The organism is Pseudoalteromonas sp. MSK9-3, from assembly GCF_003590335.1.
In the GTDB taxonomy this organism is placed as follows: Bacteria; Pseudomonadota; Gammaproteobacteria; order Enterobacterales; family Alteromonadaceae; genus Pseudoalteromonas.
In genome coordinates, this window is the sequence record NZ_MIET01000027.1 from 214,323 (window position 1) to 235,936 (window position 21,614).

Below are 21,614 nucleotides of genomic sequence, written 5' to 3' on the forward strand. Positions count from 1 at the left end.
TTTTAAATTTTTGGCGAGTAGCATGCGGTATTTAAAAACAATTATTTATGTTGATAACGTAGAAGAGGTGCTTGATTTTTACTATCAGGCTTTTGGGTTGAGTGCGGTTGAACTAACAGAATCAGCAGATTATGGTGAGTTAAACACGGGCCAAGTGACACTTGGGTTTGCCAGTCATCCCTATGCTCAAGCACAGTTTAAACAAAGCTATATACGGTCTCAGCCCAAACAGCCCGCATTGGGGTTTGAGTTAACTATGCTATGTAATAATGTCAGTGAAAGTTATGACAAAGCCGTTGCTGCAGGTGCAGAGCCGTTAATGTCACCATGTAGTAAAAATGAGCACACACAAGCTTATGTGCGTGCTATCGATGGTACTTTAGTAGCCTTAGTCAGTTAACGCTCGCGCTAAACCGGTTGGTTCGATTTCAAGGCATACATTTTCGTCATTCCAGTTCAGACCAAGTAATGCTTCGTCTTCATTGAGGTCTTCAACCCACTCATCTAAAAACTCATCAAGTGCAATGGGTGTTGGCGTATAGCCCTGCCATTCATCTTTACACTGAGCTTGCGCTTTTTCTGCGCTATCCCACACGAGTAAAACGTCAGTCGTTTCGAACTGGTTTGATTCACATACCACAACGCCACCATCTTCAGCACCCAGTGCCCATACTTGTTCACCGAGGCGAACCTTTTCAACAAAGGTGACAAGTTCTGATTCAATTTCAATGTCGCTCATGGCGTATACCTTTTTAAATATGTTATTTAGTTGCGTGGATCGCTCTGCTTTACTCCTTTGCGTTGTGACTGAACGGTGTGAAAGTTCAATAAGGCAGCAAATGAGGTTAGATCGGTGAGCTCTCTGAACACGATCCAATCTAGCAAGCAGTATAAACTGATCTGCAAGTACTGACAGTCTAAAAAGTGAGTTTTCACACATTGTTCATTTAAATCTAAAAGTACTTGCTCAATACGTTCTCTTTGTAGCTTAAAAAATAGTGCGTCACTGTTTGTGTCGAAGCCTGAACGGTCACAAATAAGTAGTTCAACCAATGAATCGTTACAGGCGTTAATATTAGTCAGCTGATTTTCTTGCCACCAAGTTAGTCTAGGTAAATCGTAGTGTTCATTTAGGTAACGAAAAATGACATTAGAGTCACTTATTTGCTGTGATCCGTTCACTAAAAATGGGATTTTTCGAGCTGGGTTATGCGCTATGAGCTCCTTTCTCCCTGCGTCGGAAAAGATATCGAGGTGAATATAGTCTATATCGAGGGCGTGATGAGTAATGAATAATCGAATTCGGCGCGCGTAGGGAGATGTATCAGAACCAAATAGTTGCATAGCAGTGTTCCTTTTCCAAATTTAAGTCAAAAAAAAGCCGCAAAAAGCGGCTTGTTAGCATAGGTATGAACTTACTCAGTTCTACTTGTTACTTCAAGTAAATGGTAACCAAACTGTGTTTGAACAGGGCCTTGTACATCATTCAGTGGTGCAGAAAATACCACAGTATCGAACTCAGGGACCATCATGCCAGGGCCAAACTCGCCAAGCGCCCCACCGTCTTGTCCCGAAGGACAACTAGAATACTGCTTTGCTAATTCAGCAAAATCTTCACCGGCAGCAATGCGCGATTTTAAATCTAAACATTCCGCTTCACTATCTACTAGGATGTGCCTTGCGCTTGCAACTGTCATAACTTCTCCATATTTCGCTTGTGATTAATTTTTATTCACCATTTATTCTAATACACTTGTATTAAAAACTCACGATATCATTGTAATGCTTTTTCTACGGCACTCACCATTTCGTCTGATAGAGGTTTAGTGCGGCTATTGAAGCGAGTAATCGTTTGTCTGTCTGCAGAGACTAAATATTTATAAAAATTCCATTTTGGAGAGCTGGTTTTATCACCTAAGTGTTTGAAGATAGGGTTTGCGCTGTCACCTCGTACATCTGATGTTGCTAACATATTGAAAGTTACACCATAATTGACGAAGCAAACTTTGGCTGTGTCTTTCTCATCATCTTCTTCTTGAAAAAAGTCATCTGATGGGAAGCCCAATACGACTAACCCCTGATCTTTATACTTTTTGTGGAGTTTTTCTAAATCTTCAAATTGACCGGTAAAGCCACAGTTACTGGCAGTGTTGACGATAAGCAAAGGCTTGTTTTTAAACTGACACAAATTAAGGGTGTCTTGAGAGCGTAATTTTCTTAATTCTACATTGGTAAAATCATCGCATGTTGCAGCGAGTACTTGCGAGCTCAATAATAAGCTTGATGAAATTAGAGTCAGTTTGAGTAGTTTGTTTAGCATTGCCTTTCCTTTGTTTGATGAACTCTTTTATGATACGCCAATAGACCTTGATTTGATCATCTTTCTTACACTATGACTATTAGAATTGCGGAACATCGAGATTTGCCAGCTATCGTTGCTGTTTACAATGAAACAATCCCCAGTCGTATGGTGACAGCGGATACTGAGCCGACAACAGTAGAAGCGCGTACCCAGTGGTTTTTTAGCCACACATCAAATAGACCTTTATTTGTGTATGAGTCCCAAGGAATCGTGCTAGCTTGGCTGAGTTTTAAGTCATTTTATGGCCGCCCGGCTTACGCAGGAACGTGCGAAATTAGTATCTATATTACAGGCCAAGCAAGGGGGAAAGGCTTAGGTACTCAATTACTGGAATTCGCCGAACAGTATGCAATGAGCATTGACGTGGATACCTTACTCGGCTTTATTTTTTCACATAATGTGCCCAGTATTAAATTGTTCGAACGTCAAGGTTATAGTTGCTGGGGGGAGTTACCTCATATTGCCCGTATGGATGACAAGCGGTTCAGTTTAACCATTCTTGGTAAGCAGTTAACCAATGGGTAGCCTAGGTTTCTAACAAGTTTAAAAATTCGACTACACTACTTGTGTTAGGGCAAGGAATAGAAATGGATTATGTCGAATAAAGTATTGATCATAGATAGTAACAGTGTACTGGCAATGCGACTCAAAGTGTTGTTTGAGCTGTTAGGAGGGCAGGTTGAGCATATTCACTATAATATGCTTGATGAAGGCATTACATTTACTCATTACGATGTTATCGCCATCGCGCATGGGATCCCCAGCCATTATTTAACGGTACTCTCCTCTTTAAAAGAGCATTGTAAACTCATTCTTTTAGCGCCAAAGCCAGATAATACCGAGCATTTAGAAGTATTCAGCCAATTTAATAAAGCACTGCCGAATGGCATTGTGGTTTACCCTTTCTTTGCCAATAAAGAGATCACGCATTTATTAGAGCGTGTTTTAGAAGTCGGTGCAAATCAACGCTTGGTGTTACCCACAGTGCTATTAGTGGATCATGATGCGACACGTTTAGAGCAGCTGGCCATGAGTTTACGTGGAGCGCAGCTAACCGTATTTACTGCGCTAACTATTGGCTCAGCATTGGAAGTGGCGAGTAAAGAGCACATTGATTTATTGATCAGTGACTTTAATTTTGCAGACGGCACTGGCGTTGAGATGTTTGTGCAGCTTAAAGGTTTATCGCCTAATTGCCGCTGCTTATTGTTCACCTCAAGGGCCAGTCAAGTAGACATGATGGAAGCCATTCGACAGGGGGTTGAAGATGTATTACTAAAGCCGTTTGATGAAAGCGAATTGCTGCAGTCACTCCATAAATTATGGCAGACCGAGTTATTAAGGCGACAAAATCAAGAGTTGGTTGAACGACTGCAAGATACCGTTGATGCGCTAATTGAGCGAGATAGCTTATTGCGAGTTATTTATAAGCATACTCCAGATCCTATTGTTTTATTTAAGCGCAGTGGCGCGATTATTGAAGCGAATGATGCGTCAATGCGCTTACTTAAATTGTCACAAAGCGAGATACAAGCGCGTTCTCTTTATGATTTATTTGCGACTGATTGCACTGACTCTTTAAAAGTGGCGATTAAAGAGGTGGGTATAAAGCGACACTTTAATTGCGAGTTGGTATTACCACAGGCGTCAGGTGATATCCCTTTAATGGGCACTTTTAATGAAATAGATCATCATGGCGAAGTGGCATTTGCGGTTATATTTAAAAATGTCGCACACCTAAAGAAAAAACAACAAGTTTTAGAAGAAGCCAAAGAGGTACTTGAAGCTGAAGTTCAAGCACGGACTGCGCAATTACAAAGTGCGAAAGATGCTGCTGAAGCCGCGAATTTAAGCAAGTCAGAATTTTTAGCCAATATGTCTCATGAATTACGTACCCCCATGCATTCTATTTTGAGTTTCGCGCGCTTTGGATTAGACAAGTTAAGCTGTGGTGAAGCACCACTAGACAAATTGCAAAAATATTTATCGAGAATTGAAACCAGTGGTGAGCGGCTGTTATTGCTACTGAACAATCTTTTGGATTTATCACGTTTGGATGCCGGTCGCTTTCCCTTTAATCCAAGTAACTACGATTTTACCAGTATTATTAAAACGGGTATCGATGATGTGGCTGGCAGTGCCTTGGCAAAAAAAATCCAGTTTGAGTTATGCGTTCCTTCAACGCCTATTTTGTTGTATTGCGATCAGGAGCAAATGAACCAGGTGGTGCGTAATCTATTGGGAAATGCGCTTAAATTTAGCCCTGAGAATAGTCAGATTAAGGTGGCTGTTGATTTAATCGGAAATAAAGTGGCTGTGGCCATTAGCGATCAAGGCGTTGGGATCCCCGATGATGAGCTTGAGCAGGTTTTTTCGAAGTTTGTGCAAAGTAGTAAAACCAATAATGGCGCTGGTGGTACAGGCTTAGGGTTGGCGATTTGTAAGGAATTTATTTTGCTACACAAAGGCTGTATTTATGCCAGTAACAATGAATTTGGCGGCGCGACAGTCCACATAGAGTTGCCATTGAGTCAGCATTAAAGCGTTTAACATACTAGCATTCATGTAAATCATGACTATAAATAGAATGAGCGATATAATAGAAAAGGAATAAACTTATGGCCCTGCAGCGTATTTTAGCCGTCGACGACGAACCATTTAATTTAGAAATTCTTGAAGAGATCCTTGAAGACCTCAACTTTGATTTGCTTACCGCAAGCAGTGGGCCTGAATGCTTAGATATGATTGAATCATTTGACCCACAAGTGATTTTACTCGATGTTAGTATGCCGCAAATGAATGGCTACGATGTATGTCGCGCGATAAAGGCAAACCCTGAAACACACCATATTGTGGTGATGTTTGTGTCAGCAAGAGGGTCTGTTGAAGAGCGTATGGAAGGTTACTCTGTAGGAGCTGAAGATTATATCGTAAAGCCATTTGGTCAAGGGGAACTAAAAACAAAGTTGTTGAATTTAAGTCAAATGTTGCTAGATAAAGATATTCTTGAACAGCAAGTAGAAGAAGCCACATCGACAGCATTTGATGCAATGGCTACCAGCAGTGAAATGGGCCAAATAGTTAATTATATAGAACAAATTTCACTTTTGGACGATATTCCTACGCTGGCTAATGCCATGACGAAATGCTTGTCTAGCTTTGGCTTGAACAGCAATGTTGAAATTCGAATTGATGAACAGCGTCATCACTTTGCCACCACAGGGTTATGTTCGCCCATTGTCATTGAGTTATTCGATATTTTAAAATCGAAGGGGCGGTTACATGAATTTACGAGCCGAGTGTTAGTCAATTATGATTTAGTCAGCGTCCTGATTTTAAATATGCCGGAGGATGAGAGCAAGCATGGTCGAATTCGAGACCATATATGTTTTTTGGTGAGCGTGACAGAGCAACAATTGACTGCAATTTTAACTCGTCATGAATTGACAGCTCAGCGTGAAAACTTAGATAAAGCTCAAGCGATGGTGAATGGAAAATTTAAAAGCTTAATGGGTATGTTAGAGACCAATCGCAAGCAAAATGAAACGGTGTTTCGCGCATTGCAAGAGCGTTTTGAAACGCGGATCCCGACCATGGGTTTAGATGAAGATCAAGAAGTTTTCATATTCAATAATGTTGATGAAGCAATTCAAAACTCAGTTGCGCGAAAAGAAGCCATTGACATGGTTAAAAGTGCTTTTAACGAAATTGAAGGCGATTTGGCACTATTGTCTGAACATGCAAAAGGTTAGGCGTCTCGCGGGAGGCCTTTTTCAATGATTCTAATGAGTCGGGCCTTCTTTCGTTCTGTGTTTACTTGTTTATCATGCTGTTGCGTGAGTGCCCATTCTATATGCTCTTTCACCAAAGGTGATGCACTATTGAGGCGAGCTTTTAGCGCCTCAATGATGAGAGGATCATAATGTGCGTTACCTAATCCAACGGCGATATTACGTAACCAACGTTCATGACCTATGCGGCGTATAGGGCTGCCTTCGGTATTTTTTAAAAAGGTACTTTCATCCCACGCAAATAATGTCATTAAATCTTGGTCTTTAATTTGTTGGCGAGGATGAAAATCTAGCTCGTCGGTTAATTGTCCGAAGCGATTCCACGGGCACACCAGTTGGCAATCATCACATCCATAAATACGGTTTCCGAGTAATGGACGGTACTGTTCAGGAATAGCACCTTGTAGTTCGATGGTTAAATATGAAATGCACTTTCTGGCGTCGACCACATACGGTTCGACGATTGCACCAGTGGGGCATAAGGTAATACAGGCGTTACATTTGCCACATCCTTCAATGTCATTGGGCGCATCTATGGGTAAGGGGATGCTGACAAATAACTCACCTAGAAAAAACCATGAGCCGGCTTGCTTATGAATTAACAAGCTATTTTTACCACGCCAGCCTAGCCCCGCTTTTTCAGCTAATTGGCGTTCAAGTACAGGCGCAGAGTCAACAAAGGGTCGATATCCAAGTTGTTCGACTTCTTGTTCTATTTTTTGGCCTAGTTTTTTGAGCCGATTGCGCAACACCTTGTGGTAATCGCGGCCAAGCGCATAGCGGCTGATGTAGGCTGTATGTTTGTTACCTAATGCTCTGGCAAAGCTGGCATCAGGAGGCAGGTAGTTCATTTTGACTGAAATAACGCGCTGTGTGCCTGGTACTAACTCCGCTGGACGTGCTCTTTTCATGCCATGCGCTGCCATATATTCCATTTCGCCGTGATAACCTTTGTCTAACCAGCGCTGCAGTTGTGCTTCATGTTCACTGAGATCTATATCGGTGATCCCGACTTCAGCGAAACCAAGTTCGCGGCCCCATTGCTTAATTTTTATTGCGAGTTCAGTATAGTCAATATGAGTGATAGTCACGGGAAATCGATCTTGGCAGCTAAATACACGGCTAATTTACCACAGTTTGCCTATACGGCCCAGCAAGTGAGGGATAATGAAGCAAGCGCAGCCCAGCTTGTTGGTCTTAATTTATCGCAATTAATGGTACGCGCAGCTGACGCGCTCTTTGATTTATTCGATCATGAGTTAGTAAATGCAGAGCATATTTTAATTCTAGCGGGTAAGGGAAATAACGCAGGAGATGCATATTTATTGGCTGAGTTATTGCACCGAGCTGGACGTAAGGTGACCATAGTAGCCGTTTTTTCTCCGAGCTTGCTGGCGGGCGATGCCCTTAGGGCGTATCAACGAGCTGATGCTGCGGGCTTAAACGTATTGAGTGAGTTACCAAAACAGCACTCATTTGATGTGATTGTTGACGGGGTTTTCGGGATAGGTTTTTCTGGTGAGTTAAGCGGCTCATTAAAAAATATTTTTGCATATTGTAATAAAGATACTGCACTGCGACTCAGTATTGATGTGCCAAGTGGTATTGAGGCATCAACGGGGATCGTAGCTGACGGTGCATTTTTAGCTGATATTACTCTGACTTTTATTGCCTTAAAGCAAGGTATGCTAACAGGCAGTGCTAAACAAGTTTGTGGCAAGTTGCTATTTGCTCCTTTGGGCGTTGCAGAGGCTTTTTCAAAAATAGTGAACTCAGCAGTGTCTTATGTGTCTCACTCTGCGTTTATGGCAATGCGTTTAGGCAGGGCGCATGATTGTTATAAAAACCAGTGCGGTCACGTTTTATTGGTTGGCGGTAATAAAGGAATGGCAGGGGCGATCCGGTTAGCGAGTGAAGCATGTTTACGCTCTGGCGCAGGTTTAGTTAGTGTACTTACACATACAGATAATGTCGCAATGGTTCAACAGGGGCGATATGAGCTTATGGTACACGGTATTGAAACAGTTGAGAGCAGCCGTGAATATGTTGGTGCCTTGTTTGCTAAAGCCGATGTATTGGTGATTGGCCCGGGGTTAGGTCAAGATAATTGGGCAAAAGCGCTGTTTGATAAAAGCTTTAACTTTGATGGTATTGTGGTTTGTGATGCTGATGCATTGAATTTGTCAGCGGTATCTTCATTACGCTATAAACAGGCGGTTATGACACCGCATATGGGAGAAGCTCGTCGTTTGCTGACGAAAAGTAATACTGTGGATATGTCGAATAGGTTTGATGTTGCAGCACATTTACAACGGGACTATGACACCACTGTGGTGGTAAAAGGGCCGGGGAGTTTAGTTTGCCAGCAAACTCGAATGAATATTAACCGTTCAGGGAGTTCAGCAATGGCCAGTGCTGGGATGGGGGATGTATTATCTGGTATCATTGCCAGTTTAATTGCACAGGGCATGGAGAAATTTGCCGCAACCAGTTTGGCTGTGTATATTCATGGTTTGGCAGCTGAAAGGGCTGCTGTCGAAGGTGAAAAAGGATTGCTTGCCGGGGATTTATTTAAGCATATTAGAGATTTATTGGGGTAAACATGAGTGATGTTTTTTGCCTACACTTAGCTGATGAAGCGGCAACTGTAGAGATGGGCCGACGCTTGTCCAATGCTGTGAAAACAGGGGCTGTGTTGTTTTTAAATGGGGATTTAGGCGCTGGCAAAACCACATTAAGCAGAGGCATTGTGCAAGGGTTAGGGCATAATGGAAAAGTAAAAAGCCCCACTTATACCCTGGTGGAGCCATATGAATTAGATGATGTGTCAATTTATCATTTTGATTTATATCGTTTGGGTGATCCCGAAGAGCTTGAATATATGGGGATCAGAGATTATTTTGCAGATCAGGCTATTTGTATTGTTGAATGGCCTGAGAAAGGGGTGGGTTTTATTCCCACACCAGATCTTAGTATTGAAATGGCATATGAGGATCAGCAACGCTGTATTACTATCACCGCAAAGAGTGCGCGTGGAGAAAAAATTATCAGCAGTTTAGGGTAATATGAGATTATTTAAATATCATACGGTCGTGCTTTGCACGGTATTACTGTGCCTATTTATCAGTACAAAGGTACTGGCAAAAAACAACATGGAAGGTGTACGTGTATGGCCTTCACCTGAAAGCACGCGTGTGGTTTTTGACATGTCGTCGAAGCCAGACTTTAGCTACTTTATGCTGAAAAACCCTTTGCGGTTGGTTATTGATTTACAAAATACACAGCAAGCTAAATATTTACCCAGTGTGCCCAAAAAGCATAATTTGATCAGTAAATTGAGATACAGTAAACCTAAAAAGAAAAATAGCACGCGGGTTGTATTTGAATTAACTGGGGCGGTAAAGCCAGTGGTATTTGCCTTAGCACCAACGGGGCCTTACAAAAACCGCCTAGTCGTTGATTTATATTCTAAAAAGCAAAAGTCATTTTCAGTTGATAAAAGCACAGCTAAAAAACGAACACGCACCGCAGACAGAGATATTATTATTGCCATTGATGCAGGACATGGTGGAGAAGATCCAGGTTCAATAGGGCCTGCAGGTACGTATGAAAAGAATATTACCCTACAGATAGCGAAGCGAGTTGCACGACTGGTTGATAAAGAACCTGGAATGAAAGCGCGTTTAATTCGTACTGGAGACTACTACTTAAAGCTTAATACGCGCACGGCGCATGCACGAAAAAAACGCGCTGACTTTTTTGTTTCGATACATGCAGATGCATTTTCAAGTCCGGGCCCAAACGGTACTTCAGTGTGGGTTTTATCACTGCGTCGAGCTAACTCTGAAATAGGTAAGTGGTTAGAAGATAAGGAAAAACACTCTCAGTTGTTGGGAGGCGCGGCCGATTTAATTAAAGACACTGCCAATGAAAAGTATTTAGCGAAAGCGTTGTTAGATATGTCGATGGATCACTCTATGAAAACGGCATTTCAAGTCGCTGATGAGGTCGTTAAGGAGCTTAAAAGTGTGTCTAAGTTACATAAAAAGCGACCTCAAGCTGCAAACTTTGGGGTATTAAAATCTCCAGACATTCCTTCAATATTGGTTGAAACTGGCTTTATCTCTAATCCAAAAGAAGAGCGTAAGCTAAATACTGCGCAACACCAGCAGCGACTGGCACAGGCGATTTTTTACTCCATCAGAAATTATTATAAGCGTAATCCTCCGGATGACTCTTTATTCGCCAGTTTAAAAAATAATAAACCACTGAGACATAAAGTGAAAAGTGGTGAGTCGCTGAGTGTACTTGCAAGCCGTTACGGTACCACCATTTCAGCACTAAAAAAGCATAACCAGTTAAAGAAGAATACCCTTTACATTGGCCAAATTCTTATGATCCCAAAAGCCTAGCATATGAGCATTGAAATATTACCCGCACGTCTAGCTAACCAGATAGCCGCAGGTGAGGTGGTTGAGCGCCCAGCCTCGGTTGTCAAAGAACTGGTAGAGAATAGTATTGATGCAGGAGCAACAAAGATCCACATTGATATAGAGCGTGGTGGGCATAAGCTAATTCGTATTCGTGATAACGGCAAAGCGATCGCTAAAGATGAACTCACTTTGGCGTTATCTCGACATGCAACGAGTAAGTTAAAGAGCTTGGATGATTTAGAATGTATTTCATCATTGGGATTTAGGGGGGAAGCATTAGCCTCAATTAGCTCAGTGTCTCGGTTAACATTAAGTTCAAAGCCTGCAACACAAGAAACAGCATGGCAAGCTTTTGCTGAAGGGCGAGATATGGCGGTGCAAGTGCAGCCGACAGCACATCCAGATGGCACGACGATTGAAGTGAAAGATCTGTTTTTTAATACGCCAGCACGTCGCAAGTTTTTACGAACAGAGAAAACGGAGTTCAGTCATATTGATGAGCTATTAAAGCGTATTGCACTGAGTCGCTTTGATATTGCATTAACTTTGACGCACAATAAAAAAGTAGTGCGTCAATATCGAGCCCGCGAGTCGACACAGGGTGTAAAGCGGGTTGCGCAGGTTGCTGGAAAAGAATTTGAGCAGCTTGCTGCATTTATAGAGTCAGGGACTGATGGCTTAAAGCTCTATGGTTGGGTGTTGCCGATTGGCAATACCAACAGCATACAATACAGCTATGTTAATGGGCGAATGATGCGAGACAAGTTAGTTTTGCATGCGATTCGACAAGCTTTTGAAGAAGCTGCAGGAGAACAGGCTTTACCGGGCTTTGTGGTGTACGTTGAGATAGACCCGCGTCAGGTTGACGTAAATGTGCATCCAGCTAAACATGAGGTCCGTTTTCACCAAGCGCGGTTAGTGCATGATTTTATTGTGCAAGCTATTAAGCAAGTTGTATTACCCGCGGACTTGATTGCGCCTTTAGAAGAGGAGTCGGGTGTAGCGGGTGATGAAGCACGTGCTATGCAAATGCACCAGCAACCAGATGAAGAGCATCAAACGTACCGCAGCTCGCTACAAACTATTAATGAAACGAATACCGACTATGCGGGTCTTGTTGGAAGTTATGATCCACAAGAGGGCAACACAAGAGAGCAGCGCTCTGAAGGTGGTTATAATGCCAATAGTGGTCGAGGGACCACAGGGAACAGCGGTGGTTCGGGTTTTAGTACTCACTCTACACAGCCGCACAATTCTCGTAAATATAATGCAAATCAGCTTTATCAGGGGTTGTCTCATCAGCAAGCCAGCCATTTTGATAATGTTGTTGAGGTGGCAGAGCCAGCAGTCAACTCAGTTCAGCAAGTCTCTTGGTTGAGTATTCCTAATGGTGCTGTGTTAATTAAGCGTGATGGTGATATGTATATTTCACACTTTGAATATGCTCTCACCACTTATTGGCAAAAAGTTATAGAGCAGGATGCTGCCTTGCTGGGTAAAGCATTGCTATTACCTGTTAGAGTTAATTTAGAGAAAACAGACTTAGCACAGTTACATGACCAAAGTTCGTGGTTAACTTTATTGGGCTTTGAAATTTCATTGTTTGAGCAATATGCAATGATAAAAAAAATGCCAATGAGCTTGTACAGTATAGATGTCGCAACATTTATGACAGCTCTGTTGGCGGGGTGCAGTACAAATCCAGATTCATTAGAACATTGGCTAGAGTGGCTCAATAGTCATACACCTAAACGTTATTTTGAATCGGAGCATTTTGCAAAAATTCAGCCAGCAGTAGAAAAAAATACCGAATGTTTGGCGCGCATTCAGGAAAAAGCAGTTAAAATAGAAAGCAGTATATTTTTGAAGTTATTACAGCAAGAGTCTGAGAGTGAATAATTTACCCGTTATAACCTTAATGGGCCCCACTGCCGCAGGAAAAACGGCATTGGCCATTGAGTTATGCCAACATTTAGATACACAAGTGATCAGCGTTGATTCTGCTTTGGTATATAAAGGCATGAACATAGGCACAGCTAAACCTGATGCAGAGGAGTTATCACTCGCACCACATCATCTAATTGATATGTTAGATCCGCTTGAAACCTATTCGGTGGCTGATTTTCGTCGTGATGCGATTGAAAAAATTGATCAGTTACACCAACAAGGAAAAGTGCCCATTTTGGTAGGGGGGACGATGATGTATTTTAAAGGTTTAATTGAAGGGCTATCTCCTTTGCCGGAAGCTGATGCTACAATACGTCAAGAGTTAGAAGCGCAAGCACAGCAAATCGGTTGGGCTGGTTTGCATGAGCAACTTGCAGCGGTTGACCCTGATGCAGCAGCAAAAATCAGCGAAAATGATTCTCAGCGCATCAATCGAGCCCTTGAAGTATATCGTTTGACAGGTCAAACTATGACTGTTTTGCAGCAGCAAAAACAGCCTCTTTTACCTTATCAATTCCACCAATTTGCGATTGCGCCCACTGATCGTAAAGTATTACACGATCGTATTGAAAAAAGATTTAATATAATGTTAGATCAGGGGTTTAAAAATGAAGTTTCGACCTTATATCAGCGGGGAGACTTACATCCAGATTTACCGTCGATACGGTGTGTAGGGTATCGACAAATGTGGGAACATTTAGCGGGAAACTGCGATCATGACGAAATGGTATTCAAAGGGATTGCGGCAACCAGACAACTTGCGAAGCGTCAGCTTACTTGGTTAAGGAGCTGGCCTGATGTGAATTGGTTAGAGACTGATGATCAAGAAAACTTGCAACGCGTACTAACTTCGCTAAGCTAATAGTAGTTGTTAAATCAATCTGTTCCGATTTGATGACAGCGAAACTATAATAACACCTAGAACGAAGGAAAAGAAAATGGCAAAAGGCCAATCGTTACAAGACCCATTTTTGAATGTCTTACGTCGTGAGCGCATTCCTGTTTCAATTTTTTTAGTTAACGGCATTAAATTACAGGGTAAAATTCAATCGTTTGACCAGTTTGTAATTTTGCTTGAAAACACAGTAAACCAGATGGTTTATAAGCACGCTATTTCTACTGTTGTGCCTGCGCGCGCAGTTAATTTTCAAAGTGCGCAAGGCAATGACGTTGCTGAGCAAAGCGATGAAGGTAGCTATCAATAAAAACTAGGAGCGTAATGCTTGTTTGACCGTTATGAAGCCGGCGAACAGGCAGTTTTAGTCCATATCGAGTTTCCAAATGAAGGAGATCGTGAAGATCTTCATGAGCTGGAAATGTTGGTATCTTCTGCTGGTGTTAGTAGTTTGACGGTTGTGCAAGGCAGCCGTCAATCACCGCATGCCAAACTATTCGTCGGTACGGGTAAAGCAGAAGAAATAGCTGAAACTGTCAAAATCCACAATGCAGATGTCATCATATTTAATCACCAACTCAGCCCTTCGCAAGAACGCAATTTAGAACGTATCTGCCAGTGTCGAGTATTAGATAGAACGACATTGATTTTAGATATATTCGCCCAACGTGCAAGAACGCACGAAGGTAAATTACAAGTTGAGCTTGCTCAACTGCGTCATGTTTCTACCCGATTGATCCGAGGTTGGACGCATTTAGAGCGCCAAAAAGGTGGTATTGGGTTACGAGGACCAGGTGAAACGCAGTTAGAAACTGACCGCCGTTTACTGCGAGAGCGTATAAAGAGTATCCGCAAGCGCTTAGATAAGGTGGCACTTGTGCGAGAGCAAGGGCGACGTGCGAGAGCTCGCAACGAGGTACCTACTGTATCGCTAGTCGGGTATACCAACGCCGGAAAGTCGACACTCTTTAACCATATTACTAATGCTGATGTGTATGCAGCAGACCAATTATTTGCAACACTTGATCCCACATTAAGAAAGTTGCATATAGACGATATTGGGCCTGTGATCTTAGCTGATACGGTAGGCTTTATTCGCCATTTACCTCATGACCTAGTGGCGGCTTTTAAAGCAACGTTAACAGAAACACGAGAAGCTGATTTACAAATTCATGTGATTGATGCGGCGGATAGTAGAAGAAAAGAGAATATAGAAGAGGTACAATCGGTTTTAACTGAAATTGAGGCAGATGATATTCCTCAATTATTAGTGTATAACAAAATCGATTTACTAGACGACGTAAGACCTCGTATCGACCGCAACGACGAAGGAATGCCTATTCGTGTGTGGTTATCCGCACATAGCGGTGCGGGTGTTGAGCTACTCAGTGATGCTATTTCTGAATTACTGGCGAAAAAAATATTCTCAGAGAGTCTATGTATTCCGCCAAGTTTTGGACGTCTACGAGGGGCGTTGTTTAACCTGAGTGCAGTGCAGCAAGAAAGTTATGACGAGCAGGGCAATTGGCTAATTGACGTCAGAGTTCCTCATGTCGACTGGGAAAAGCTAAAGAAAGAACAAGGCTCAGAGATAGAAAGTTTTATTATAAAATAGAATTTTCACAATAAATTACAGTTTTGTGCGCATTTTTGTATGAGATGCGTTCTATATTTGTTAGATTTATCTTAATTCATTTTAATTACAATGGAGTATAGCTATGGCCTGGAATGAACCGGGTAATAATGGCAATGATAACGACCCATGGAAAAATAAAAACCGTGGTGGACGAGATCAAGGCCCACCTGATCTAGATGAAGTATTCCGTAAGTTCAGTAACAAGTTTGGCGGTTTGTTCGGCGGTAAATCCGGCGGCGGTGGTGGCAATGGCGGCATCGGTGGTGCTGGTATTACATTTGTATTACTTATCGCAGCTGTTGTTTGGGCTTTAAGTGGTATTTATACCGTTAAAGAAGCTGAGCGCGGCATCGTATTACAATTTGGTAAATTTGACCGTATTGCTGAGCCAGGTTTACGTTGGAAAATGACGTTTATTGAGCGTGTCATTCCAATTAATATCGAAGCCGTTCGTTCGTTATCAGCATCAGGCTTTATGCTCACTGAAGATGAAAATGTGGTAAGCGTTGAATTTGAAGTGCAATATCGTGTTATGGATCCAACCCTATACAAGTTTAGTGTGACGGATGCCGATCACAGTTTACAGCAATCTCTTGATAGTGCTTTACGATATGTTGTGGGTCACTCACGCATGGACCAAGTACTAACAACAGGCCGTGAGTTAGTTCGTCAGCGTACCTGGGATGAACTTAACAAAATTATCGAACCTTACAATTTAGGTATTTTGGTAACTGATGTGAACTTTAAAGATTCGCGTCCACCCTCAGAAGTAAAAGATGCGTTTGATGATGCAATTGCAGCACAAGAAGATGAAGAGCGCTTCATCCGTGAAGCTGAAGCGTATGCGCGTGAGATTGAGCCGAGTGCACGTGGTCGAGTTACACGAATGACCCAAGAAGCGGAAGGTTACCGAGAGCGTATTACATTAGAAGCTCAAGGTGAGGTCGCACGATTTGAGAAACTATTACCAGAATACATTGCAGCGAAAGAAGTAACGCGTCAGCGTTTATACATAGATGCAATGGAAGAGGTATTAGGGCGTAGTACTAAGGTGCTAGTTGACGTTGAAGGCTCAAATAACATGATGTATTTACCGCTTGATAAAATCATGAACCAGTCTTCAGGTGGCACACCGATGACTTTACCGAACCAAAATGATATTAATCAGCTTCGTAAGACGCTAGGTCAATCACGTAATAGCACAGTGAATAGCAGTAATGATCGCTATACACAAGACAGATTTAACAGCGGGAGGTAATGGCAATGAAAAACTTTAGTGTTGTACTACTACTAGCCGCGGTCGTGATGTCTTTTTCATCGGTGTTTGTGGTAACAGAAGGTCAACGTGCGATTGTTTTACTTTTTAGTAAAGTACAAAAAGATAGCAATGATGACGCTGTAGTTTATGGACCTGGCTTGCATCTGAAAATTCCATTTTTCAGTCAAGTTCGTCGTTTAGATGCGCGTATTCAAACACTTGATGGCGCACCTGATAGATTTGTAACCAGTGAAAAGAAAGATTTGATTGTTGACTCTTTCGTAAAATGGCGTGTTAATGACTTTAGTTCATTTTACTTACGTGCACGTGGTGATAAGGCATATGCTGAAACACTCCTAAAGCAAAAAGTGAATAATGGACTGAGAACAAACTTTGGTTCGCGTACTATTCGTGAAATTGTATCAGGTGAGCGAAGCGAGTTAATGGCTGAAGCGCTGGTTCAAGCATCAGAAAGTGCACAAGAGCTTGGTATTGAAGTATTAGATGTTCGTGTTAAGCAAATTAACTTACCTAATGAAGTGAGTAACTCAATCTACCAACGTATGCGCGCTGAGCGTACCGCTGTGGCGAAAGAGCACCGTTCTGAAGGTCAAGAGAAGGCTGAGACGATCCGAGCTGAAGTAGACCGCCGTGTGACGGTTATGTTGGCTGATGCTGAACGTAATGCGCGTGGTGTTCGAGGTGAAGGTGATGCAACAGCTGCAAAGATTTATGCAGATGCGTATAACAAAGATCCTGAGTTCTTTAGTTTTGTTCGTTCGCTAGAAGCGTACAAAAATACGTTTAAAGACAAAAATGATGTAATGGTACTATCGCCGAAAAGCGATTTCTTCAATTACATGAAAGGCGCAAACCCACAGTAGTGGCTGTAGACCTTTATAAAAAAGCTCTGAGATTTCAGAGCTTTTTTTGTTTTTAATTCAATGGCTTTTGATAATAAAAAATTGAATGAGGAAAAAATAATCTAAACAAGGTGATCTTGACCATGGTTTTCTGGTAAAATCTGCGCCTAATTTTTTCTAAGTGATTTTGCAATGGGTAAAAACGTCGTTGTATTAGGCACCCAATGGGGTGACGAAGGTAAAGGTAAGGTTGTTGACTTACTGACAGATAAAGCTTCTCTTGTTGTACGTTATCAAGGTGGTCATAACGCAGGCCATACATTGGTAATTAACGGTGAAAAAACCGTTCTACACTTAATCCCTTCAGGTGTGCTACGTGAAAACGTACAGTGCGTGATCGGCAATGGTGTGGTTTTAGCGCCAGATGCGCTAATGAGAGAAATTGGCATGCTAGAAGAGCGTGGCGTACCAGTACGTGAACGTTTGTTGATCAGTGAAGCTTGTCCTCTTATTTTGCCTTACCATGTAGCTTTAGACCAAGCACGTGAGCTTGCTCGCGGCGAGAAAGCAATTGGTACAACAGGTCGTGGTATCGGCCCTGCATATGAAGACAAAGTTGCACGTCGTGGATTACGCGTTGGTGATTTATTCAATCCAGAGCAATTTGCAACTAAGCTTAAAGAAGTGCTTGAGTACCATAACTTCGCACTTGTAAATTACTACAAAGTTGACGCAGTAGACTTCCAAAAGACGTATGACGATGCAATGGCTGTTGCTGATATTCTGAAATCAATGGTTGTTGATGTTACAGAACTACTTGATCAAAAGCGTGCGGCAGGTGAACACATCTTATTTGAAGGTGCACAGGGTACGTTACTAGATATCGATCATGGTACATACCCATATGTAACGTCTTCAAATACCACTGCAGGTGGTGTTGCAACAGGTGCTGGTTTTGGTCCATTAAACTTAGATTACGTACTTGGTATTGTTAAAGCATATACAACACGTGTAGGTTCAGGTCCTTTCCCAACTGAACTATACGATGGTTTAGACAAGCAAGACCCAGTAGGTAAGCACTTAGGTGATAAAGGCCATGAGTTTGGCGCGACAACAGGTCGTTTACGCCGTACTGGTTGGTTTGATGCTGTTGCGATGCGTCGTGCAATTCAAATCAATAGTATCACAGGCTTTTGTTTAACTAAGTTAGATGTTTTAGATGGCTTAGAAACAATTAAGATCTGTACTGGTTATCAGTTAGAAGATGGAACGGTAACAAATATCACCCCATTGGCTGCTGAAGGTTACGAGAAAGTAACGCCAGTTTATGAAGAAATGCCTGGTTGGACTGAAAATACATTCGGTGCAACGTCAGTTGAACAGCTTCCAGAAGCAGCTGTTAACTATGTTAAGCGTTTAGAAGAAATTACTGGTGTGCCAATTGATATTATTTCAACTGGCCCAGATCGCGTAGAAACGATGGTTTTACGCAACCCATTTGGCGAGTAAACTCAGTCAAATTAAAAAAAGCTGCAATTGCAGCTTTTTTTATGCCTAAAATTTGATTGTTGGTATAGTCTTTGTATAAATATTAGAGTGTGATATTGACGTCAAGGTGCTTATGTTGAAGAAGTGGTGTAGTGTGGGTTTTCTGCTCTGTTGGCAAGTATCTGCCGCACAGGAGCCGATTGAAGCCGTTCCCTTGTATACTCAGGCGGAGTTAATTGAGCTCATAAAGCAGAACACGCATTTAGAGCGAGTGAAGGCTGATGAATGTCAATTGGTTCAAGATATTGAAGCCAGAGCGGAGACAATGGCGTTACCGTCATATCAATTTTTATATGGGGATATGCTAGCGTATGCGGTTTGTGTAGAACGTGATGTAGAGCTAGGGTTATATTACATGCGTAGTGCTGCTGAGCAGGGCCTAGCGTCGGCACTTGAGCAACTAGGTCGATATTATGATGTAGGGCAGCTTGTTCAAGCAGATAAAGCGATGGCGATAACCTATTTACGTGAAGCCGCAGCACAAGGTAATTTAAAAGCCCAGCTACGTTTAGTTAGCTTATTTAATAACGGGCATGGCAGCCCGAGAGATTATGAAGATGCTTATCGGTGGTTATTTCATTCTGCCGTTGCGGATAAAAAACAACATAAACAAATAGAGCATGCTTTAAGCAAGCTCGCAGAGCGTATGCCACAAAGTGTTATACGCCGTGCACGCTTGCCGTTGTAACTTATTTAACTGGCTATGAGAAAGGTATCATAGCCACCCGAATTCAACATACTCGCTACGTTTCTTAGCCTTCTACGCGGGCTTGCTCAGAAGATTCTTTATTGAAAGCTGTATCTTTTAAAACAGTCATTTTAGGGGGCTGCAAGGCGACAATCTTTTCACCTTCTTCAGGCTGCTTTTGCATACCAATAACAAAAGGCCTAATGAGCAGAGGGGCATCTTCTTTACTGCGCTCAGATATAATAAACAGGGGGATGGCTTCTTTATTGACATCGAGATACTGTTGCCACGTAAATTCTTCTGATAGGCGGGTTGCACTTACTTTTCCCCCTTTGGCTATTAAACTACTTAAGCGCGCATAATTCCCTTGTTCTCCAAACAATATCTGCCGGGATAAAAAGGTCGCACTATCTTTGTTTGCTTTGGCATGATTGGTTGAGGAGCGCAATGAAAACACACTCTGCTCATTTAATAAATGCGAGAAGTATTGCACCCCTAACGCGTTGTGATGGCGATTGGGTGAAAGTGCTATCACTGATTTCAGTTGAGTGAGGGGTAAGTAACGCTCCGCGTGTTCAGACTGAGGGTTTCCATAATAACAAGGCAAGCCATCCATACGTGCCATCTTGCAATTTTCCCATGCTGGATCTGACAAGTGAACGTCAATATTTTGGTCTTTTAAACCACAAGCAATAGCCCTAGCGACGTGATTAGCCCCAATTATGAGTAATGTATTTGGACTGGGTTGACGCACCCCTAATAATTTAGCGAGCGGAGTGGCCGTTAAGCTCTGCAGCACCACCGTGACAATGATCACGGTAAATATAAGAGGGACTATTTTATTAGCATCTGCAATTCCTGATTCAAACATACTGAGCGCGAAGACAGAACCCACTGCGGCTGCGACTATTCCTCTAGGTGCTATCCAAGATAATAGGAGTCGAGATTTAAATGGCAAATCACTATTGAAGGTTGAGATAGCAATACAGATAGGTCTTGCGACAAAGAGTACGATGGCGAGAAAGATGAAAATATTGATATCGAGTAACATCAAATCGCTGATTTGAAGGCGTGCAGCGAGCAAGATAAATAAACTCGAAATCAGGATCATTGATAGATCCTCTTTAAACTCAAGGACTGAATCAATTTCCAAATCATCTTGATTGGCAAGCCAAATACCAAAGACCGTGACAGCCAATAAACCGGACTCATGGCTTAAAAAGTTAGAAAATGAAAAGCTAAATAGCACCAATGCGAGGATCCCGAACTTATGAAGTTCATACGGGAGCCATTCACGTCTGATCAATAAACTTGTTAGCCAGCCACTAACAACGCCGACACTCATCCCCACACCTAACGTGGTAAAAAGGGCGATTAGGGTATGGCTTAACACTTCGCCTTTGCCTACAAAGCTAACTGCTTCAAACACTAATACGGCAAATAGCGCCCCGATGGGATCTATAACGATCCCTTCCCAGCGTAATACTCGGTCAATGTCTTGTGTCGGACGCATTGCGTTAAGCATTGGCGCAATAACGGTTGGTCCAGTAACCACGAGTACAGCGCCTAACACTGCAGCGACTCGCCAGTCCAAATTTAGGACAAAATAACCACTGAGAGCAATAATAACAAAGGTTGCAAGCATGCCTATAGAGCACAAGTTACGGACTATTTTTCCAATACCTTTAAGTTCTCTAAAATGAAGGGTTAAAGATCCTTCAAATAGGATCACAGCAACAGACAGTGAAACAATGGGAAATAATAAGTCCCCCAATAAGTCATCAGGGCTTAGCTGGCCAGAAATTGGGCCGAGAAGGAGTCCAACAAGCAGTAAAAACAGGATAGCTGGCACTTTGAAAACCCATGCAAGCCATTGTGCAAAAACAGAAAATAAGGCAATTCCAGCAATGTAAATAGCTGACATAGCGTCTCCGGCTGATCATAGTGTCAGCAAAGTTTAACGGACAACTCGCTAGTGGTTGTCGCATAATTAAATTGAGAGAAAGTAATTTAGTATTGCGTTTTCGAACTACGTATTCACTTTAACAATAGACTGTTTATTGATCCTTTACCGTGAAAATTACTGTGAATATATGACATTTCAACGATGCCTGTTTTGAATTATTTGTACGGCCAATTACTCAGTATTCGATGGTTGTGGTGAATTAAGCGTTACATGATGCGTATTGGAGT

General features: G+C 42.2%; 21 protein-coding genes. 15 read left to right on the forward strand and 6 right to left on the reverse strand.

Translation table 11 applies throughout. The features are described 5' to 3' along the window. The first annotated feature begins 22 nt into the window (after positions 1–22). Positions 23–400 (forward strand): VOC family protein, encoded by a 378-nt coding sequence (locus BGP78_RS12260; RefSeq protein WP_119861702.1) that lies wholly within the window; start codon positions 23–25, stop codon positions 398–400. Here the strand turns inward: BGP78_RS12260 and BGP78_RS12265 are convergent. The 4 genes from BGP78_RS12265 to BGP78_RS12280 all read right to left on the reverse strand — a co-directional run bounded on the left by BGP78_RS12265 (position 389) and on the right by BGP78_RS12280 (position 2,320). Then, positions 389–739 (reverse strand): DUF2750 domain-containing protein, encoded by a 351-nt coding sequence (locus BGP78_RS12265; RefSeq protein ID WP_119861631.1) that lies wholly within the window; start codon positions 737–739, stop codon positions 389–391. The genes BGP78_RS12260 and BGP78_RS12265 overlap by 12 nt on opposite strands. 26 nt (positions 740–765) lie before the next feature. Next, positions 766–1,344, reverse strand: a complete 579-nt coding sequence (locus BGP78_RS12270; protein WP_119861632.1) for a glutathione S-transferase family protein — start codon at positions 1,342–1,344, stop codon at positions 766–768. A gap of 71 nt (positions 1,345–1,415) precedes the next feature. Then, positions 1,416–1,697, reverse strand: coding sequence for a peptidylprolyl isomerase (locus tag BGP78_RS12275; RefSeq protein ID WP_010362781.1), 282 nt, complete (start codon positions 1,695–1,697; stop codon positions 1,416–1,418). Positions 1,698–1,774: 77 nt separating this feature from the next. Further along, entirely contained in the window at positions 1,775–2,320 is a 546-nt protein-coding gene (locus tag BGP78_RS12280; RefSeq protein ID WP_119861633.1) for a glutathione peroxidase, read from the reverse strand. 72 nt (positions 2,321–2,392) lie between these two features. Between BGP78_RS12280 and BGP78_RS12285 the strand changes: the two genes are divergently transcribed. From BGP78_RS12285 to BGP78_RS12295, 3 genes are all read left to right on the forward strand, one after another. Continuing rightward, positions 2,393–2,887: a GNAT family N-acetyltransferase gene (locus BGP78_RS12285; protein ID WP_119861634.1), complete on the forward strand. Its 495-nt coding sequence runs from the start codon at positions 2,393–2,395 to the stop codon at positions 2,885–2,887. A 69-nt stretch (positions 2,888–2,956) separates the two neighbouring features. Next, positions 2,957–4,903: an ATP-binding protein gene (locus BGP78_RS12290; RefSeq protein WP_119861635.1), complete on the forward strand. Its 1,947-nt coding sequence runs from the start codon at positions 2,957–2,959 to the stop codon at positions 4,901–4,903. Positions 4,904–4,980: 77 nt separating this feature from the next. Beyond that, positions 4,981–6,114, forward strand: a complete 1,134-nt coding sequence (locus tag BGP78_RS12295) for a PleD family two-component system response regulator (RefSeq protein ID WP_119861636.1) — start codon at positions 4,981–4,983, stop codon at positions 6,112–6,114. On the opposite strand, the gene queG is transcribed toward BGP78_RS12295, so the two are convergent. After that, on the reverse strand, positions 6,111–7,244 hold the full coding sequence (gene queG, locus BGP78_RS12300) for a tRNA epoxyqueuosine(34) reductase QueG (protein WP_119861637.1): 1,134 nt from the start codon (positions 7,242–7,244) through the stop codon (positions 6,111–6,113). The two genes, BGP78_RS12295 and queG, sit on opposite strands and share 4 nt — an antisense overlap. A 12-nt stretch (positions 7,245–7,256) precedes the next feature. On the opposite strand from queG, the gene BGP78_RS12305 reads away from it, so the two are divergent. The 11 genes from BGP78_RS12305 (at position 7,257) to BGP78_RS12355 (ending at position 19,421) form a co-directional block, all read left to right on the forward strand. Further along, the gene (locus BGP78_RS12305) at positions 7,257–8,753 is read left to right on the forward strand and encodes an NAD(P)H-hydrate dehydratase (RefSeq protein WP_119861703.1); all 1,497 of its coding nucleotides are present in this window, start codon (positions 7,257–7,259) and stop codon (positions 8,751–8,753) included. Positions 8,754–8,755: 2 nt separating this feature from the next. After that, complete coding sequence (gene tsaE, locus BGP78_RS12310; RefSeq protein WP_119861638.1) at positions 8,756–9,217, forward strand: tRNA (adenosine(37)-N6)-threonylcarbamoyltransferase complex ATPase subunit type 1 TsaE; 462 nt, start codon at positions 8,756–8,758, stop codon at positions 9,215–9,217. Between the two features lie 88 nt (positions 9,218–9,305). Beyond that, a complete protein-coding gene (locus tag BGP78_RS12315; protein WP_259386305.1) occupies positions 9,306–10,565 on the forward strand; it encodes an N-acetylmuramoyl-L-alanine amidase in 1,260 nt (419 codons plus the stop codon). Between the two features lie 3 nt (positions 10,566–10,568). Continuing rightward, positions 10,569–12,485: a DNA mismatch repair endonuclease MutL gene (mutL, locus tag BGP78_RS12320; protein ID WP_119861639.1), complete on the forward strand. Its 1,917-nt coding sequence runs from the start codon at positions 10,569–10,571 to the stop codon at positions 12,483–12,485. Beyond that, the gene (miaA, locus tag BGP78_RS12325; RefSeq protein WP_119861640.1) at positions 12,478–13,395 is read left to right on the forward strand and encodes a tRNA (adenosine(37)-N6)-dimethylallyltransferase MiaA; all 918 of its coding nucleotides are present in this window, start codon (positions 12,478–12,480) and stop codon (positions 13,393–13,395) included. Before mutL ends, miaA begins: the two co-directional genes overlap by 8 nt. 76 nt (positions 13,396–13,471) lie before the next feature. Next, complete coding sequence (hfq, locus tag BGP78_RS12330; protein WP_010362794.1) at positions 13,472–13,738, forward strand: RNA chaperone Hfq; 267 nt, start codon at positions 13,472–13,474, stop codon at positions 13,736–13,738. A gap of 18 nt (positions 13,739–13,756) precedes the next feature. Continuing rightward, positions 13,757–15,043: a ribosome rescue GTPase HflX gene (hflX, locus tag BGP78_RS12335; RefSeq protein WP_119861641.1), complete on the forward strand. Its 1,287-nt coding sequence runs from the start codon at positions 13,757–13,759 to the stop codon at positions 15,041–15,043. Between the two features lie 103 nt (positions 15,044–15,146). Further along, complete coding sequence (hflK, locus tag BGP78_RS12340; protein ID WP_119861642.1) at positions 15,147–16,322, forward strand: FtsH protease activity modulator HflK; 1,176 nt, start codon at positions 15,147–15,149, stop codon at positions 16,320–16,322. Between the two features lie 5 nt (positions 16,323–16,327). Then, positions 16,328–17,206: a protease modulator HflC gene (gene hflC, locus BGP78_RS12345; protein ID WP_119861705.1), complete on the forward strand. Its 879-nt coding sequence runs from the start codon at positions 16,328–16,330 to the stop codon at positions 17,204–17,206. A 171-nt stretch (positions 17,207–17,377) separates the two neighbouring features. Beyond that, positions 17,378–18,694: an adenylosuccinate synthase gene (locus BGP78_RS12350; protein WP_010362798.1), complete on the forward strand. Its 1,317-nt coding sequence runs from the start codon at positions 17,378–17,380 to the stop codon at positions 18,692–18,694. Positions 18,695–18,806: 112 nt separating this feature from the next. Further along, on the forward strand, positions 18,807–19,421 hold the full coding sequence (locus BGP78_RS12355) for a tetratricopeptide repeat protein (protein WP_119861643.1): 615 nt from the start codon (positions 18,807–18,809) through the stop codon (positions 19,419–19,421). Between the two features lie 64 nt (positions 19,422–19,485). On the opposite strand, the gene BGP78_RS12360 is transcribed toward BGP78_RS12355, so the two are convergent. Next, positions 19,486–21,345, reverse strand: coding sequence for a sodium:proton antiporter (locus tag BGP78_RS12360; protein ID WP_119861644.1), 1,860 nt, complete (start codon positions 21,343–21,345; stop codon positions 19,486–19,488). Between the last annotated feature and the right edge of the window lie 269 nt (positions 21,346–21,614).

Excerpts from the sequence above, each read along its gene's own strand:
- hflK (WP_119861642.1), top strand. The coding sequence starts at position 15,147 with ATGGCCTGGAATGAACCGGGTAATAATGGCAATGATAACGACCCATGG.
- BGP78_RS12350 (WP_010362798.1), top strand. The coding sequence starts at position 17,378 with ATGGGTAAAAACGTCGTTGTATTAGGCACCCAATGGGGTGACGAAGGT.
- BGP78_RS12265 (WP_119861631.1), bottom strand. The coding sequence starts at position 739 with ATGAGCGACATTGAAATTGAATCAGAACTTGTCACCTTTGTTGAAAAG.
- tsaE (WP_119861638.1), top strand. The coding sequence starts at position 8,756 with ATGAGTGATGTTTTTTGCCTACACTTAGCTGATGAAGCGGCAACTGTA.
- BGP78_RS12270 (WP_119861632.1), bottom strand. The coding sequence starts at position 1,344 with ATGCAACTATTTGGTTCTGATACATCTCCCTACGCGCGCCGAATTCGA.
- BGP78_RS12285 (WP_119861634.1), top strand. The coding sequence starts at position 2,393 with ATGACTATTAGAATTGCGGAACATCGAGATTTGCCAGCTATCGTTGCT.
- BGP78_RS12280 (WP_119861633.1), bottom strand. The coding sequence starts at position 2,320 with ATGCTAAACAAACTACTCAAACTGACTCTAATTTCATCAAGCTTATTA.
- BGP78_RS12260 (WP_119861702.1), top strand. The coding sequence starts at position 23 with ATGCGGTATTTAAAAACAATTATTTATGTTGATAACGTAGAAGAGGTG.
- BGP78_RS12275 (WP_010362781.1), bottom strand. The coding sequence starts at position 1,697 with ATGACAGTTGCAAGCGCAAGGCACATCCTAGTAGATAGTGAAGCGGAA.
- BGP78_RS12315 (WP_259386305.1), top strand. The coding sequence starts at position 9,306 with ATGGAAGGTGTACGTGTATGGCCTTCACCTGAAAGCACGCGTGTGGTT.
- BGP78_RS12295 (WP_119861636.1), top strand. The coding sequence starts at position 4,981 with ATGGCCCTGCAGCGTATTTTAGCCGTCGACGACGAACCATTTAATTTA.
- BGP78_RS12290 (WP_119861635.1), top strand. The coding sequence starts at position 2,957 with ATGTCGAATAAAGTATTGATCATAGATAGTAACAGTGTACTGGCAATG.
- hflC (WP_119861705.1), top strand. The coding sequence starts at position 16,328 with ATGAAAAACTTTAGTGTTGTACTACTACTAGCCGCGGTCGTGATGTCT.
- hfq (WP_010362794.1), top strand. The coding sequence starts at position 13,472 with ATGGCAAAAGGCCAATCGTTACAAGACCCATTTTTGAATGTCTTACGT.
- BGP78_RS12360 (WP_119861644.1), bottom strand. The coding sequence starts at position 21,345 with ATGTCAGCTATTTACATTGCTGGAATTGCCTTATTTTCTGTTTTTGCA.
- BGP78_RS12355 (WP_119861643.1), top strand. The coding sequence starts at position 18,807 with ATGTTGAAGAAGTGGTGTAGTGTGGGTTTTCTGCTCTGTTGGCAAGTA.
- mutL (WP_119861639.1), top strand. The coding sequence starts at position 10,569 with ATGAGCATTGAAATATTACCCGCACGTCTAGCTAACCAGATAGCCGCA.